Annotated in this window: 11 protein-coding genes (1 of these 11 running past the window's edge); 6 read left to right on the top strand and 5 right to left on the bottom strand. The window is 70.2% G+C overall.

The features are described from left to right. Together thiE and hemL are read left to right on the top strand one after the other, a co-directional pair. Positions 1 to 634, top strand: partial view of a thiamine phosphate synthase gene (thiE, locus tag RDV84_RS02200; RefSeq protein WP_309152313.1) — the 3' portion only. 29 nt of this gene lie to the left of the window's left edge; 634 of the gene's 663 nt are visible here — the last part of the coding sequence; its start codon lies off the left edge, out of view; its stop codon occupies positions 632 to 634. Then, entirely contained in the window at positions 627 to 1,910 is a 1,284-nt protein-coding gene (gene hemL, locus RDV84_RS02205; protein ID WP_078999735.1) for a glutamate-1-semialdehyde 2,1-aminomutase, read from the top strand. Before thiE ends, hemL begins: the two co-directional genes overlap by 8 nt. 87 nt (positions 1,911 to 1,997) lie before the next feature. Here hemL and RDV84_RS02210 read toward each other — a convergent pair whose 3' ends face one another. The 3 genes from RDV84_RS02210 to RDV84_RS02220 form a co-directional block, all read right to left on the bottom strand. Then, complete coding sequence (locus RDV84_RS02210) at positions 1,998 to 4,100, bottom strand: TonB-dependent siderophore receptor (protein WP_309152314.1); 2,103 nt, start codon at positions 4,098 to 4,100, stop codon at positions 1,998 to 2,000. 248 nt (positions 4,101 to 4,348) lie between these two features. Beyond that, the gene (locus tag RDV84_RS02215) at positions 4,349 to 4,786 is read right to left on the bottom strand and encodes an HIT family protein (RefSeq protein WP_309152315.1); all 438 of its coding nucleotides are present in this window, start codon (positions 4,784 to 4,786) and stop codon (positions 4,349 to 4,351) included. A gap of 13 nt (positions 4,787 to 4,799) precedes the next feature. Continuing rightward, on the bottom strand, positions 4,800 to 6,020 hold the full coding sequence (locus tag RDV84_RS02220) for an acetylornithine/succinyldiaminopimelate transaminase (protein WP_309152316.1): 1,221 nt from the start codon (positions 6,018 to 6,020) through the stop codon (positions 4,800 to 4,802). A 135-nt stretch (positions 6,021 to 6,155) separates the two neighbouring features. Here RDV84_RS02220 and RDV84_RS02225 point away from each other — a divergent pair, with 135 nt between their 5' ends. The 3 genes from RDV84_RS02225 to RDV84_RS02235 all read left to right on the top strand — a co-directional run bounded on the left by RDV84_RS02225 (position 6,156) and on the right by RDV84_RS02235 (position 10,558). Beyond that, positions 6,156 to 7,028: an ion transporter gene (locus RDV84_RS02225; protein WP_057946357.1), complete on the top strand. Its 873-nt coding sequence runs from the start codon at positions 6,156 to 6,158 to the stop codon at positions 7,026 to 7,028. Between the two features lie 49 nt (positions 7,029 to 7,077). Then, positions 7,078 to 8,724, top strand: a complete 1,647-nt coding sequence (locus RDV84_RS02230) for a M20/M25/M40 family metallo-hydrolase (protein ID WP_198944683.1) — start codon at positions 7,078 to 7,080, stop codon at positions 8,722 to 8,724. A gap of 562 nt (positions 8,725 to 9,286) precedes the next feature. Further along, positions 9,287 to 10,558 (top strand): DUF3472 domain-containing protein, encoded by a 1,272-nt coding sequence (locus tag RDV84_RS02235; protein WP_309152317.1) that lies wholly within the window; start codon positions 9,287 to 9,289, stop codon positions 10,556 to 10,558. 105 nt (positions 10,559 to 10,663) lie between these two features. On the opposite strand, the gene RDV84_RS02240 is transcribed toward RDV84_RS02235, so the two are convergent. Next, on the bottom strand, positions 10,664 to 11,479 hold the full coding sequence (locus tag RDV84_RS02240; RefSeq protein WP_057946355.1) for an SDR family oxidoreductase: 816 nt from the start codon (positions 11,477 to 11,479) through the stop codon (positions 10,664 to 10,666). 298 nt (positions 11,480 to 11,777) lie between these two features. Then, positions 11,778 to 12,434, bottom strand: coding sequence for a protein kinase family protein (locus tag RDV84_RS02245; protein ID WP_078999722.1), 657 nt, complete (start codon positions 12,432 to 12,434; stop codon positions 11,778 to 11,780). Positions 12,435 to 12,592: 158 nt separating this feature from the next. Between RDV84_RS02245 and RDV84_RS02250 the strand changes: the two genes are divergently transcribed. Continuing rightward, a complete protein-coding gene (locus RDV84_RS02250; RefSeq protein WP_250445950.1) occupies positions 12,593 to 14,602 on the top strand; it encodes a bifunctional DedA family/phosphatase PAP2 family protein in 2,010 nt (669 codons plus the stop codon). The last annotated feature ends 14 nt before the right edge of the window (positions 14,603 to 14,616 follow it).

Consider the following 14,616-nt stretch of genomic DNA (forward strand, 5'->3'; position numbering starts at 1 on the left):
GCCCCAGGCGCCAGCGCGCGGCCTGTACGCGATCACGCCCGACGAGGCCGACACCGCCCGCCTGCTGGCGCGCGCGGCGACGGTGCTCGACGCCGGCGCCGCCTGGTTGCAATACCGCAACAAACTCGCCGACGCCGACTTACGCGAAGCACAGGCTCTCGCGCTGCTGCCGCTGTGCCGCGAACGCGGCGTGCCGCTGATCGTCAACGACGATTGGCGCCTGGCCGCGCGGATCGGCGCCGACGGCGCCCACCTGGGCGAGGACGACGGCGAACTGGCCGCCGCGCGCGCCGCGCTCGGGCCGGACGCGATCCTCGGCGCATCGTGCTACGACGACATCGCCCTGGCCCGCGCCGCCGCCGCGCAGGGCGCCAGCTATGTCGCCTTCGGCGCGTTCTTCCCCTCGCCGACCAAGCCCAACGCGCGCCGCGCCGCGCCGGATCTGCTGCAACAGGCCGCGGCGCTGGGCCTGCCGCGGGTGGCGATCGGCGGCATCACCCCGGACAATGCGCGCAGTCTCGTCCGCGCCGGCGCCGACCTGCTGGCGGTGATCAGCGGCGTGTTCGACGCGCCCGATCCGGCCGCCGCCGCGCGCGCCTACCTTTCCTGCTTCGAAGATCCCATCCATGAATAACGCCCGTTCGCACGAACTGTTCACCCGCGCCTCGCAACTGCTGCCCGGCGGCGTCAATTCGCCGGTGCGCGCGTTCAAATCGGTCGGCGGCGAGCCGTTCTTCGCCCAGCGCGCCGAAGGCGCGTACCTGATCGACGTCGACGGCAACCGCTATGTCGACTACGTCGGCTCGTGGGGCCCGATGATCGCCGGCCACGCCCACCCGCAGGTGCTGGCCGCGGTCGAGCGCACGATGCGCGACGGGCTGAGCTTCGGCGTGCCCAATGCGCTGGAAGTGGCGATGGCCGAGGAGATCGTCAAGATCGTGCCGAGCTGCGCGATGGTGCGCATGGTCAACTCCGGCACCGAGGCCACGCTGTCGGCGATTCGGGTCGCGCGCGGCGCCACCGGCCGCAACCGCATCGTCAAGTTCGAAGGCTGCTACCACGGCCACGGCGACAGCTTCCTGGTCAAGGCCGGCAGCGGCGTGATGACCCTGGGCCTGCCGAATTCGCCGGGCGTGCCCTCGGCGCTGGCCGACCTGACCCTGACCCTGGCGTACAACGACTTCGACGCCGCGACGAAACTGTTCGATGAGGTCGGCGGTGAAATCGCCGGCCTGATCATCGAGCCGATCGTCGGCAACGCCAACTGCATCCTGCCGCGCGACGGCTACCTGCAGCACCTGCGCGCTCTGTGCACGCAGCACGGCGCGCTGCTGATCTTCGACGAAGTGATGACCGGTTTCCGCGTCGCGCTCGGCGGCGCGCAGCAGCTGTACGGAATCGAGCCGGACCTGAGCACCTTCGGCAAGATCATCGGCGGCGGCATGCCGGTCGGCGCGTACGGCGGCCGGCGCGAGTTGATGAGCCAGGTCGCGCCGGCCGGGCCGATCTATCAGGCCGGCACGCTCAGCGGCAATCCGGTGGCCATGGCGGCGGGGCTGGCGACGCTGGAACTGATCCAGGCGCCGGGCTTCCACGCCGACCTGGAACGCCGCACCCACACCCTGTGCGACGGGCTGGAAGCGGCCGCGCGCGAGGCCGGCGTGGCCTTCCACACCACCCGCGCGCCGGGCATGTTCGGCCTGTATTTCCGCGAGGGGCCGGTGGAAACCTTCGACGACGCCAAGGCCTCGGACACGGCCAAATTCAACCGTTTCTTCCACGCCATGCTCGAGCGCGGCGTGTACCTGGCGCCGTCGGCGTTCGAGGCCGGGTTCGTGTCCAGCGCGCACGGCGAAGCGGAAATCGCGCAGACCCTGGAAGCGGCGCGCGCGGCGTTCGCGGCGCTGTAAAACACGCGGCGTTGCCGTTAGCGCGCAAACGAAAGGGCCGGCGAATCGCCGGCCCTTTTTGTATCCGCGCCGGCGTCGCCGGCGCGCTCAGAACGTGAACGTCGCGCTCAGCCCGACGTTGCGGCGCGCGCCGAACCAGCAGTCGCCGCGGCCCATGCAGATGCTGAAATAGCGCTTGTCGGTCAGGTTGTTGACGTTGAGCGCCCAGCGCCACGCGCCGGTTTCGTACGACACCATCGCGTCGGCCAGGGTCACCGCCGGCGTGGTCGGCGCCGGCGGGCTGTCGAACGCGCTCATGTAGCGCAGGCCCAGGCCGGCGGCGAAACCGTCGCGGCCGCCGAGACTGAAGCGCTGCTTGCCCCACACCGCGGCCTGATGGCGCGGGGTGGCTTCGAGCTGCTTGTCGTTGTCGAGGTAGTTGTAGTGCGCGGTGATGTCGAACGAGGACGTCACCTTGCCGGTGACTTCCAGCTCGAGCCCGCTGACCTTGGTCTTGCCGGCCTGGATGTTGACGTTCGGATTGCTCGGGTCCGCGACCAGCCGGTTTTCCTCGCGCAGCTCGTAGGTCGCCGCGGTGAAGCTCAGATCGCGCCCGGCGGGCTCGAACTTGACGCCGGCTTCGACCTGCTCGCCCTTCTTCGGCCGGTAACGCGCGCCGGTGAGGGCGTTGGTGCCGGCCAGCGGGGTGAAGGATTCGCTGTAGCTCACGTACGGCGACCAGCCGGCCCAGTCGTGGAACATCACCCCGAGGCGCTTGGTGGTGGCGCTGGACTTCTCGTCGGCGGCGCCCTCCAGGCCGTTGGTGACGCGGTCGTGGCGCAGGCCCGCGACCACGATCCAGTGCTCGCCGAGCTTCATCTGGTCCTGCAGGTATGCACCGACCTGGCGCTGGCTGGTCTTGACCGGCGTGGGCATCGGCGGCCGCGTGTACGGTACGTAGACCGGGTTGAAGATGTCGATCGGCGGCACCGTGTCGAACATCTGCGCTTCGTCCTGCTTGAAGCGCACCGCGTCCAGCCCGGCCACCATCTGATGCTCGATCGCTCCGGTCTTGAACAGGCCCTCGACGTGCTGGTCGATGTTCTGCATGCGCACGTTGGTCTTGGCGAACCAGCCTTCGCGCGGCAGCAGGCGCTGCTGCGGATCGATGAAGGGATCGGTGGGGTTCGCGTACGGATTGCCGTAGGCGCTGACGTAGTCGACCTTGTTGCGCGCGGCGCGGAACGACTGGCGCACGACCCAGTTTTCGTTGAAGCGGTGCTCGAACAGCCAGCCGGCGGTGGTGCGGTCGGTGTCGTAGTGATCGCCGGGATTGCCGATGTAGCGGCTGGCCGGGACGCGCCCGTTCGGGTTCGGCGCCTGCAAGCCGCTCCAGCCGAAGAACTGCGAGGTCGAGCCGGTGCGGTCTTGTTGCCAGCGCAGTTGCAGGGTCAGCGAGGTGTTCTCGCTCGGCTTCCAGGTCAGCGAGGGGGCGAACAGGCGGCGGTTGTCGTCGACCTGGTCGACCTGGGTCTCGCTGTCGCGGTACACGCCGATCAGGCGGTACATCCAGGTGCCGTCGTCGGTCAGCGCGCCGGTGAAGTCGGCGTTGGCCTGGCGGCGCTCGAAGCTGCCGAGCTGCACGCCGACTTCGCGCCGGGCCTGCGCCTGCGGGCGCTTGCTGACCAGGTTGACGACGCCGGCGGTGCTGCCCTGCCCGAACAGCATCGAGGCCGGGCCGCGCAGCACTTCGATGCGCTCGAGCATGTAGGGATCGGTGCGTGCCGAGCTGGTGTAGTAGTTGAACGAGCTGCGCAGGCCGTCGAGGTATTCGTCGGGCGAGCTGCCGCGGATCAGGGTCCAGTCGCCGCGCGAATCCAGGCCGTAGGCTTCCGAGCGCACGCCGGCGGCGTAGTTGAGCGCGTCCTGCACGTTGGTCGCGCCCTGGTCGGTCATGCGCTCGCGGGTGATCACGGTGATCGACTGCGGGGTCTCGCCGATCGGCGTTTCGGTCTTGGTCGCGGTGGCGGCGGTGGCGGCCTTGTAGCCGTCGCCGGCGCTCTGCACGACGACGTGGTCGAGGGTGGTGGCCTTGTCGCGTGCGGCCTCGGCCGCGGCGGCGTCGGCTTCGTCCGCGGCGGCGGCCGGCAGGCTCAGGGAAAAGGCGATGGCCAGGGTCAGGGGCGCCAGGGAGGGGCGGCGGCGGGACATGAGGGGGAGGCTCCGGAAGGCTACGGCAAACGAGAATTATTATCGTTTGATTCGTGCCCGGGGGTAAAGAGCGGGATTTCTACGGGTTTCGGGCGCGATGCCGTGGCCGCAGCACCCTGCAGGAGCGGCACGAGCCGCGACCGCGGAGTATCCGTTCACGGCGTACGTCCGAACGCGCGTGGCAGGCGTACCGGCTGCGCGCGGCGTTCGTCGTGGTTGCGTTGGCGCGGTCGCGGCTTGCGCCGCTCCTACAGGGAGGCTTCGGGCAGACGCGCGGCGAGACGCGCGGCGAGCTCGTCGAGAACTGGGCGCGGGCCGGGCGCCGGGATGCCCTTGGGGTACACGCGCAGCAGCCCGTCGCCGACTCGGCGCGGCTGCACATGCAAATGCACGTGCGGGACTTCCTGGCCGCCGGCCTCGCCGTTGGATTGCCACAGATTGAGGCCCGGCGGCCCGAATTCGGCGGCGAGCGCGCGCGCCATCCGCACCGCCAGCGCCATCATCCGGCCGGCGGTGGCTTCGTCGAGTTCGTACAGGGTTTCCACGTGCCGGTTCGGCACGATCAGCACGTGGCCTGGAACGGCTTGGCGCAAATCGACGAACGCGGCCAGATGCTCGTCGCGATGGACGAAGCTCGCCGGGGCGCGCCCGGCGAGCAGTTCGCAGAAGACGCAGGACGTCGCCACCGCGCCGCGCCAGTCAGCGGCCGAGGAACTGCAGCAGCGCCGCGCGCAGGCGCTGCAGGCCGTCGGCGATGTCGGCATCGCCGATGTTCAGCGCCGGCACGAAGCGCAGCACATCGGGGCCCGCCTGCAGCAGCAGCAGGCCCTGCTCGACGCAGCGGTCGAGGATCTCGCCGGCCTTGCCGGCGTGCTCGTCGCGCAGTTGCGCGCCGATCATCAGGCCGCGCCCGCGCACTTCGGAAAACAGGCCCAGCTCGGCGTCGAGCGCGGCGACGCCGGCGCGGATCGCCTGCGCCTGGCGCGCGACATTGGCCATCAGCTCGGGCGAACGCAGCTCGCGCAGCGCCGCGCCGGCCACCGCCGCCGCCAGCGGGTTGCCGCCGAAGGTGGTGCCGTGGGCGCCGAACTGCATCGACTGCGCCGGCTTGGGGCCGACCAGCATCGCGCCGATCGGGAAGCCGCTGCCGAGCGCCTTGGCCAAGGTGACCACGTCGGGCCTCACCTGGTAGGCGTGGCAGGCGAACAACTCGCCGGTGCGGCCCATGCCGCACTGGATTTCATCGAGGATCAGCAGCGCGCCGTGGCGGTCGCACAACTCGCGCAGGCCGCGCAGGAAGGCGTCGCTGGCCGGGGTCACCCCGCCCTCGCCCTGCACCGGCTCGACCAGCACCGCGCACACCGCGCCGTCGGCCATCGCCGCCTCGGCCGCGGCCAGATCGTTGAACTCGCTGTAGCGGAAGCCCGGCGGCAGCGGCTCGAAGCCTTCGTGGTACTTGGGCTGGGCGGTGGCGGTGACCGCGGCCAGGGTGCGGCCGTGGAAGCTGCCGCGGAAGCTCAGAACGACGCGGCGCTCGGGTTCGCGGCCCTCGCCGGTGGCCCACTTGCGCGCGAGCTTGATCGCCGCCTCGTTGGCCTCGGCGCCGGAATTGCACAGGAACACCCGCTCGGCGAAGCCCGACGCCGACACCAGTTGCTCGGCCAGCCGCAGCGGCGGCTCGCTGACGAACACGTTGCTGGTGTGCCACAGCTTGCCGGCCTGCTCGGTCAGCGCCGCGACCAACGCCGGATGGGCGTGGCCGAGCGCGTTGACCGCGATGCCGGCGCCGAAATCGACGTATTCGCGGCCGTCCAGGTCCCACACCCGCGAGCCTTTGCCGTGGTCGAGCACGATCCGGCGCGGGCGGTAGACGGGCAGGTAGTAACGCTCGGAAAGGGCGTACAGCGAGGCGGTGTCCATGGGCGGCGGGGCATGCGGAGGGGAAGAGAACCGCCATTGTCGCAGGTCGCCACGGCAGGTGCAGGCCCGCCGGCGGCATCACGCCGCGCTGCGCGGCAGCGGGCACAATGGCCGGCCTGCGAGGAGAGGACAGGCATGCGACTTCTGCTGGACCCGCAACTCAATCCGGCCGCCGAATCGGGCTGGCGGCGGCGCTGGTTCGACATCATCCACCGCCACGACACCCCGCCGTCGCGCAATTTCGACCTGCTGCTGATCGCGCTGATCCTGGCCAGCGTGCTGGTGATCATGGGCGACAGCGTGCCGCGCTTCCACGCGCGCTGGTCGTCGTGGCTGTACGGGCTGGAGTGGATCTTCACCGTGCTGTTCACCATCGAATACGGCCTGCGCCTGGCGGTGGTGCGCCGGCCGTGGCGCTACGCGCTGAGCAGTTGGGGCCTGATCGACCTGCTGTCGATCCTGCCGACCTACCTGTCGCTGCTGATCCCGGGCAGCCAGAGCCTGCTGGTGGTGCGGGTGCTGCGCATGCTGCGGCTGTTCCGCATCCTCAAGCTGACCCAGTACGTCGAGGAAGGCGGCATGTTGGTCGGCGCGCTGTGGCGCAGCCGGCGCAAGATCTTCGTGTTCATCAGCGCGGTGCTGACCGTGGTGGTGATCTTCGGCGCACTGATGTACGTGGTCGAAGGGCCGGAACACGGCTTCACCAGCATTCCCACCGGCATGTACTGGGCGATCGTGACCATGGCCACGGTCGGCTTCGGCGACATCGCGCCGGGCACGCCGCTGGGTCGCTTCATCGCCTCGGTGCTGATCCTGATCGGCTACAGCGTGATCGCGGTCCCGACCGGCATCTACACCGCCGAACTGGCCAGCAGCCTGCGCGAAGCCAGCCACGAGCGCGGCCACCTCGACCGCCGCGGTTGCCCGCAATGCGGTCTGGAAGGGCACGACCCGGAAGCGCTGTTCTGCCGCAATTGCGGGCATCATCTGCCCACGCCCATGGGCTAGCCGCGCGCGGCGGCCCGGGCCGACACCGTCCACGCCGAGGGGAAACGCCATGCGCCGTCGCCGTACCGCTGTGCCGTCGTCCGCCACACCGCTGTCCGCGAGCCTGCTGTCCACGAGCATGCTGTGCACGAGCCTGCTGTACACGAGCGTGTTGTCCGCCGCGCTGCTGTGCGCCCTGCCCGCCCGGGCCGCGCCGCCGAAGATCGCCATCGCCGAGACCGCCGCGTTCGACGCGGCCTCGGTCGCGCCGTTCGCCGGCGATTACGCCGACGTCTACGCCTACCTGGGCAAGCAGCGCGAGCGCAACCTCGCCCAGTTGCAGCGCTGGGTGCGCCAGCCTTCGATCAGCGCGCAGAACAAGGGCATCGCGCAGATGGCCGAGTTGCTGCGCGCGGATCTGCAGCAGTTGGGCTTTCGCGACACCGCGCTGGTGCCGACCTCGGGCCATCCCGGCGTGTACGGTTATCTCGACGCCGGCGCCGAGCACACGCTGGTGGTTTACATGATGTACGACGTGCAGCCGATCGAGCCGACCGGCTGGAAGGTCGATGCCTTCGCCGGTTCGCTGGTCGACGAGCCCGGCCTGGGCAAGGTGCTGATGGCGCGCGGCGCGACCAACCAGAAAGGCCCGCAACGCGCCTTCCTCAACGCGCTGGAGGCGGTGATCAAGACCCGCGGCAAGCCGCCGGTGAACCTGATCGTGCTGGCCGAAGGCGAGGAGGAACTGGGCTCGCCGCACTATCCTGAAGTGGTAGCCAAGTACGCCGACACCCTGCGCAAGGCCGACGGCGTGTTCTTCCCGATGAACACCCAGGGCCGCGACGGCGAGGCCTCGATGTTCCTCGGGGTCAAGGGCATCGTCTACATGGAACTGGAAGCCAAGGGCAACGCCAGCAGCGGCGGCCCGCAGCGCGCGGAAGTGCACGGCTCGCTCGCGGCCAAGCTCGACTCGCCGAGCTGGCGGCTGGTGCAGGCGCTGGCGACGCTGACCGGGCCCGACGGCGAGATCGCCGTGCCCGGCTACCGCGATGCGATCCGCGCGCCCAATCGCGAGGAACAGCAGTTGTTCAACGGCATCGTGCGCGGACGCGAGGCCGATGCCGCCAAGCAGCTCGAATCGCTGGGCGCGGCGCGCTGGAAGAACGGCCGCGACTACCGCGACGCGACCGCGGCGGAACTATTCGACACCACGCTCAACATCGACGGCCTGGTCGCCGGCTACACCGGCGAAGGGGTCAAGACCATCCTGCCGCACCGCGCGGTGGCCAAGGTCGATTCACGGCTGGTGCCCGACCAGACTCCGGACCAGGCGCTGGCGCTGATCCGCAAGCGGCTCGACGACAAGGGTTTCCAGGATGTCGAGATCCGCAAGCTGTCGGGCTACCCGCCGGCGCAGACCTCGGTGACCGCGCCGCTGACCCAGGCCGCGCTGAGCGTCTACCGCAAGTACGGCCAGACCCCGCCGGTGGCGCCGCGCATCGGCGGCAGCGCGCCGTACTACGTGTTCACCCAGACCCTGGGCCTGCCGATGATTTCCGGCGGCCTCGGCCACGGCAGCGGCGCGCACGCGCCGAACGAATACATGGTGGTGGAGCCGGCCGCGGGCTCGAAGGTCGCCAGCCTGGAACAGGTGGAACGGTTCTACGTGGACCTGCTGTATTCGCTGTCGGATGCGTTGAAGCGGCCGAAGCCGTAACGCGATGAAGCGCGGCGGCCGGCGGCTCGACAGGCGCCGGCCGTGCGCGCGGCGGCGGCGGCCGACATGAAGGCCGGACGCGTCCGCGTGCATCGCTTCGCAAAACACCTGAGAAGTGCCGCGCCACCGCCTCGACGGACGCCACGCCGGCGAGCGTCATTCCAGCGAAAGTCGGAATCCATTTCGGCTTTCGCTTTAACGCGCCGCATCGCGAACGCGCCGCCGAAAACCGCGCCGCCGTTCGCCGCAACGAAAGCCCGCGCGCCTCGCAGCTTTCGCTTTGCCGCGGCACCGCACGCGCCGCACCGCGCGTTTCCGGCCTTTTTCCCTGTTGCCGACGCGCCCGGAAACTTTCACCCCGCGTTTGTTTGCGGCGCTAATCCGCGCCGGCATTGGCGCGCGGATTTACACGCCCGCGAGCGCATTGACGCTGCCGAGAAAGCGGCGGAGTAATCGCCGCCGCCGTCTTCGCCGCGCTCGCGCCGTCGATGCGGCGACAAGGTTCCAGGCGATCCGCGCAACGCCGCCCCGCGGCGATCACTCCCGCACCCGGAGAACGACCATGCGACATCCCGCTTCATGGCTCCTGCTGTCCCTCGCGTTGCTGTCCGGCGCCGCGCTCGCGCAAACCAAGACGGTGGTGCCGTTGGGCGGCAACGCCTTCATCACCCGTCCCGCCCCGGCCCGGGAGGAACTGGTGGACGACACCGGCCTGCACAACTGGAGCTCGAACCGGGCCGTCGCCAGCGTGTACTTCTACGTCAAACAGCCCGGCCAACTCGACCTGGGCCTGGTCGGCGCCTTGAACGGCGCCACCCGCAGCACGGTCGAGGTCAGCGTCGAGGGCCAGCGCCGGCTCGCGCTGCTGTCCAGCGGCGCGACCGCGTTCCCGGTCGGCCGCTTCCGCGTGTCGCGCCCCGGCTATGTCAAGGTCGACCTGCGCGGCGTGCGCAGCGACGGCGATTACTACGGCGACATCAGCGGATTGGAAGTCGGCGGCAACGCCGCGTCCGCGGGCCTGGTGTTCGCAAACGATCCCGCCAATTTCTACTGGTCGCGGCGCGGGCCGTCGGGTCACCTGGGCTTCTCGGTGCCGGCCGACACCGAGTATTTCTACAGCGAAGTCACCGTGCCCAAGGGCCACGACCACATCGGTTCGTACTTCATGGCCAACGGCTTCAACGGCGGCTATTCCGGCATCCAGGTCAATTCGGCCAGCGAACGGCGGGTGTTGTTCTCGGTGTGGGATTCGCCGACCGGCAAGACCACCTTGCTGAAGAAGGGCGCGGACGTGATCGCGCAGGACTTCGGCGGCGAGGGCACCGGCGGCCAGAGCTTCCTGCGCTACGACTGGAAGCCCGGCCAGACCTATCGTTTCATCACCCGCGCGCATCCGGACGGACACGGCAGCACCCTGTATTCGGCGTGGTTCGGCCTGCCCTGCGCGAACGGCCGCCGCGACTGTCCGTGGAAGTTCATCGCCACCTGGAAGTACGACGGCGCCTCCACCTATCAGAAGGGCGTGTATTCCTTCATCGAGTGCTTCAACCCCGACCTGGGCTATCTGGACCGCAGGGCGTGGTACGGCAACCAGTGGGCGGTCAGCAACACCGGCGCCTGGACCGAGATCACCTCCGCGCGCTTCACCGTCGATGCCACCGCCAGCAACCGCCAGCGCCTGGACATCACCGGCGGCGCAGTCGCGCCGGCGTTCTATCTGCGCAATACCGGCTTTTTCAGCCGCGCGGAAACGCCCGGGACGACCATCGTCCGCCAGCGTTCGCACCAGCGGCCGAACGTGAACCTGGCGGCGTTGCCCGAGCCTTCGCCGTAAGCGAAGCGGCATCGGCGAAACGCTTCGGCATCGGCGAAAAGCCCCGCATTCGCGGGGCTTTTTGTCGGTCGCGGGTTTATTCGCCGGTTTGTCGGCGCCGGCAGTTCAGAGGAACAAGTCCGGCAGCAGCGGCTTGCCGGGCTCGACCGCGTATTGCGCGAAGTCGCTGACGCCGGCTTCCTTCAATACGTCTTCGTCGATGAGGAAGCGGCCGTAGAAGTCCTGGGCCGGGCGCACCAGCACTTCGCGGACCGCGTCGGCGACGATTTGCGGTTTGCGGCAGCGGTCGAGGGGGACGCCGGGGATCATGTTCAGAGCGTCGGTGGCGATGATGGTCTTCGGCCAGAGGGCGTTGATCGCTACTCCGGTTGGACCGAACTCGCCGGCCAGGCCCAGGGTCACGAAGCTCATGCCCATCTTCGCCAGGGTGTAGCCGGTGTGCGGCGCCCACCACTTCGGGTCCAGGCTCGGCGGCGGCGCCAGGGTCAGGATGTGCGGGTTGGCGGCCTGGCGCAGGTACGGTAGGCAGGCCTGCGCGCACAGGAAGCTGCCGCGCGCGTTGACCTGCTGCATCAGGTCGAAGCGCTTCATCGGCGTGTCCAGCGCGCCGCGCAGCCAGATCGCGCTGGCGTTGTTGACCAGGATGTCGAGCCCGCCGAACGCATCGACGGTGGCGGCCACCGCCGCGTTGACCTCGTCTTCCTCGCGGATGTCGCACTTCAGCGCGAGCGCGCGGCCGCCGGCGGCCTCGACCTCGGCGGCGACACTGTGGATGGTGCCCGGCAGCTTGGGATTGGCCACCGCCGACTTGGCCGCGATGGCGATGTTGGCGCCGTCGCGCGCGGCGCGCAGCGCGATCTCGCGGCCGATGCCGCGCGAGGCGCCGGTGATGAAGAGGGTTTTGCCTTGGAGTGTGGACATGGGCGGCCTGAGATCGGAAGAGTTGGGATCGAAGGAGATGGAATCGAACGGAATGCGTTCGGCGCGGGCGTCGCCCTCATCCTAATACCAAGCCGCGGGCGCCGCCGTTATCGGCGCCGCATCGCGCTCGCCTGCACGCGGTTGGCCGCGGATTCGCAACACGGGCCGCGCCACCCGGACCGTACGTTTCAAACGATGGTGTTTGAATCGCTATCGTTTGAATCGCTATCGTCTGAAGCGCCATCGTTCGAAGCGCGCCCGTCGCGAATTCTGCGCGGCCGGCGTCCGCGCCGCGCGCTCAGGGCTTGGGGCCCTGCCCTTCGTTGTCTTCCCAATGCAGGATGCGCCGGGTCACGAAGCGGTACACCGGCTTGCCGGTGACGAACCACAGCTCGCGCACCCAGGAATGGCGCTTGAGCACGCGCCGCTCGACCGGCGTCAGGTGTTGCGGGCAGTACGTGCGCTTGTGCTTGAGCAGGTGACGCAGGTCCTCGCGCGCGAGCAGGCGCATCCAGCGCGAGCGCGGGTCGCCGCGCACGGCCAGCTGGAAATCGATGATCGCCGGGGCGCCGTCGGCCAGCACCAGCCAGTTGGCCTCCTTGGCCAGATCGTTGTGGGCCAGCCCGCGCCGGTGCAGGCGCTGCAGCAGGCGCCGGGCGCGGCGGAAATAGGCCAGGTCGCCGCGCGGCGGGCGCTGGTACATGGCCGCGCCCTCCATGTAACTGCGATCGAGCTTGCGGCCGTCCCAGCCCAGCAAGCGCGGGGTCGCCTCCAGGCCGTCGATCCGCTCCAGCGCGCGCGCCTCGCGCCGCGCCAGCCACCACGCCGGCAGCCGCAGCCACCACGGCACGTGGCCCAGGTCGCGGCGCACGAACAGGCCGCGGCCGTCGCGCATCAGGGCGATGCGGCCGAAACTATCGGCCTTCAGCGCGGTCACTTCGATCACGTCCGACATGCGACGCAGTGTACTTCGGGCCGGCGCGGCCCGGTTCCGCAAGGCCCGCGGACGGGCCGCCGACGGGGTTACAGGCCGTTACCCGCGGTCACGCCAAGTGCCTGCGGTCACGTTGCCGCTTCATCCTCGCCACAGCCCGCCCTGCCTATAATCGACCGATGGATTCAGCCTGGCTCGAAAGCGCGACCGCATGGATCGCGGCCCATCCCATCGCCGCGGGCGTCGTGATCTTCCTGATCGCGTTCTGCGACGCGTTGATCATCCTCGGCATCGCCGTTCCCGCGCTGCCCCTGCTGTTCGCGGTCGGCACCCTGGTCGGGCTGGGCCACATCAACGGTCCCTATGCGCTGGTCTGCGCGACCCTGGGCGCCTTCGCCGGCGACGCGCTGAGCTATTGGGTCGGCTATCGCTGGGGCCCGCAACTGCGCCAGCGCTGGCCGTTCTCGAAGTATCCGCAATGGATCGACCGCGGCGAAAACCTGTTCCACCGCCACGGCAGCAAGAGCATCGTGATCGCGCGCTTCGTCGGCGCGGTGCGGCCGTTCGTACCGGCCATCGCCGGCATGCTGCGCATGCCGATGCGCCGCTATGCGCTGCCGAGCCTGTTCGCCTGCGTGACCTGGTCGGCGCTGTTCCTGGCCCCGGGCTGGGTGCTGGGCGCGTCCTACGACGCGGTGGCCGCGGTCGCCGACCGCCTCGCGGTGGTGCTGGGCGCGCTGCTGATCGCGGTGGCGGCGGTCTGGGCCGGCGTGCTCTACACCTGGCGCTGGTTCGCCAACCACGCCGACCAGATGCTCGCGCGCGCGCTGCGCTGGACCCGCGCGCATCCGCGCCTGGGCCGCTACGCCGCGGCGCTGATCGACCCCAACCGGCCCGAATCGGCCTCGCTGGTGATGCTGGCGGTCTGCCTGCTGGCGATCAGCTGGATCTGGTTCACCCTGCTGGCGACGCTGCTGGCCAGCGGCGGGCCGCTGCAGATCGACCACACCGTGCACGAGTTCATGTGGACCCTGCGCAATCCGCTGGCCGACCGGCTGATGGCGGCGCTGGCCTGCCTGGGCGACCCGATGGTGCTGGCGCCGGCCTCGATCGCGGTGCTGGCCTACCTGGCCTGGCGGCGGCGCTGGATGGCCGCGGCGCACTGGGTCGCGGCGATCGTGTTCGGGCTGGCGCTGACGTCGCTGCTGGAATGGGCGATCGACATGCCGCGCCCGCCGACCGCGCCGGCCGGCTTCGGCTTCCCGTCGGTGGCGGTGACCATGACCACGATCGTGTTCGGCTTCTTCGCCGTGCTGATCGCGCGTGAGCTGCCGGGGCGGCAGCGGGTGTGGCCCTACCTGTTGGCCGGCGTCGTCACCACCTTGGTCGGCTTCGCCCGCCTGTACCTGGGCGCGCACTGGCCCAGCGATCTCATCGGCGGCACCTTGTTCGGCATCTTCTGGCTGCTGGCGCTGGGCATCGCCTATCGCCGCCACGTCGCCCGCTCGTTCTGGATGCGGCCGCTGGCGTGGCTGTTCTACACCGTGTTCGCGATCGCGGCGCTGTGGCATGCGCCGCGCGCGGCCGACCCGCTGCTGGCCAAGTTCGCCTCGGCCACGCCGACCGCGACCCTGGACGCCCAGCGCTGGTGGCGCGGCGACTGGGCCACGCTGCCGGCGCAGCGCAACGAGCGCGACGCGCGCCGGCGCTGGCCGCTGGACCTGCAGGTCGCAGGTCCCCTGCCGCCGCTGCGTGCGACCCTGGAAGCGGCCGGCTGGCGGGTGCAACCGCAGGCCGGCTGGCTCGCCACCATCGCCCTGCTCGACGACGACACCCCGCCGCGCGACCAGGTGGTGCTGCCGGCAACGCTGGACGCGCAGGCCGAATCGCTGCTGATGCTGCGCGACGGCCCGACCCCGGACGTGCAGTACGCGCTGCGGCTGTGGCCGGCCCCGGCGGTGCTGTCGGACGGCACCCCGCTGTGGATCGGCACCACCCAGACGCTGAAGCTCAACAAGCCGTTCGGCGCGGCGGCGCTGTGGCTGCCGCAGCCCGACGACGGCGCCGCGCACGCTCAGGTGCGGCGCGCGCTGGTCGGTTTCGTCACCGTCCAGCAGGCGCACCCGAAGAACGGCGTGGAAGTGCTGCGGCTGCGTTCGCAGTATTCCGGGCCGCAAGCCGCGCAGTAAGCGGCGTCAGGCGC

Source organism: Lysobacter yananisis (assembly GCF_031199375.1).
Taxonomy (GTDB): Bacteria; Pseudomonadota; Gammaproteobacteria; order Xanthomonadales; family Xanthomonadaceae; genus Lysobacter; species Lysobacter yananisis.

What these genes read in the sequence shown, in the direction of transcription:
- hemL (WP_078999735.1), top strand. Translation starts at nt 627, where the DNA reads ATGAATAACGCCCGTTCGCACGAACTGTTCACCCGCGCCTCGCAACTG.
- RDV84_RS02210 (WP_309152314.1), bottom strand. Translation starts at nt 4,100, where the DNA reads ATGTCCCGCCGCCGCCCCTCCCTGGCGCCCCTGACCCTGGCCATCGCC.
- RDV84_RS02220 (WP_309152316.1), bottom strand. Translation starts at nt 6,020, where the DNA reads ATGGACACCGCCTCGCTGTACGCCCTTTCCGAGCGTTACTACCTGCCC.
- RDV84_RS02225 (WP_057946357.1), top strand. Translation starts at nt 6,156, where the DNA reads ATGCGACTTCTGCTGGACCCGCAACTCAATCCGGCCGCCGAATCGGGC.
- RDV84_RS02230 (WP_198944683.1), top strand. Translation starts at nt 7,078, where the DNA reads ATGCGCCGTCGCCGTACCGCTGTGCCGTCGTCCGCCACACCGCTGTCC.
- RDV84_RS02235 (WP_309152317.1), top strand. Translation starts at nt 9,287, where the DNA reads ATGCGACATCCCGCTTCATGGCTCCTGCTGTCCCTCGCGTTGCTGTCC.
- RDV84_RS02240 (WP_057946355.1), bottom strand. Translation starts at nt 11,479, where the DNA reads ATGTCCACACTCCAAGGCAAAACCCTCTTCATCACCGGCGCCTCGCGC.
- RDV84_RS02245 (WP_078999722.1), bottom strand. Translation starts at nt 12,434, where the DNA reads ATGTCGGACGTGATCGAAGTGACCGCGCTGAAGGCCGATAGTTTCGGC.
- RDV84_RS02250 (WP_250445950.1), top strand. Translation starts at nt 12,593, where the DNA reads ATGGATTCAGCCTGGCTCGAAAGCGCGACCGCATGGATCGCGGCCCAT.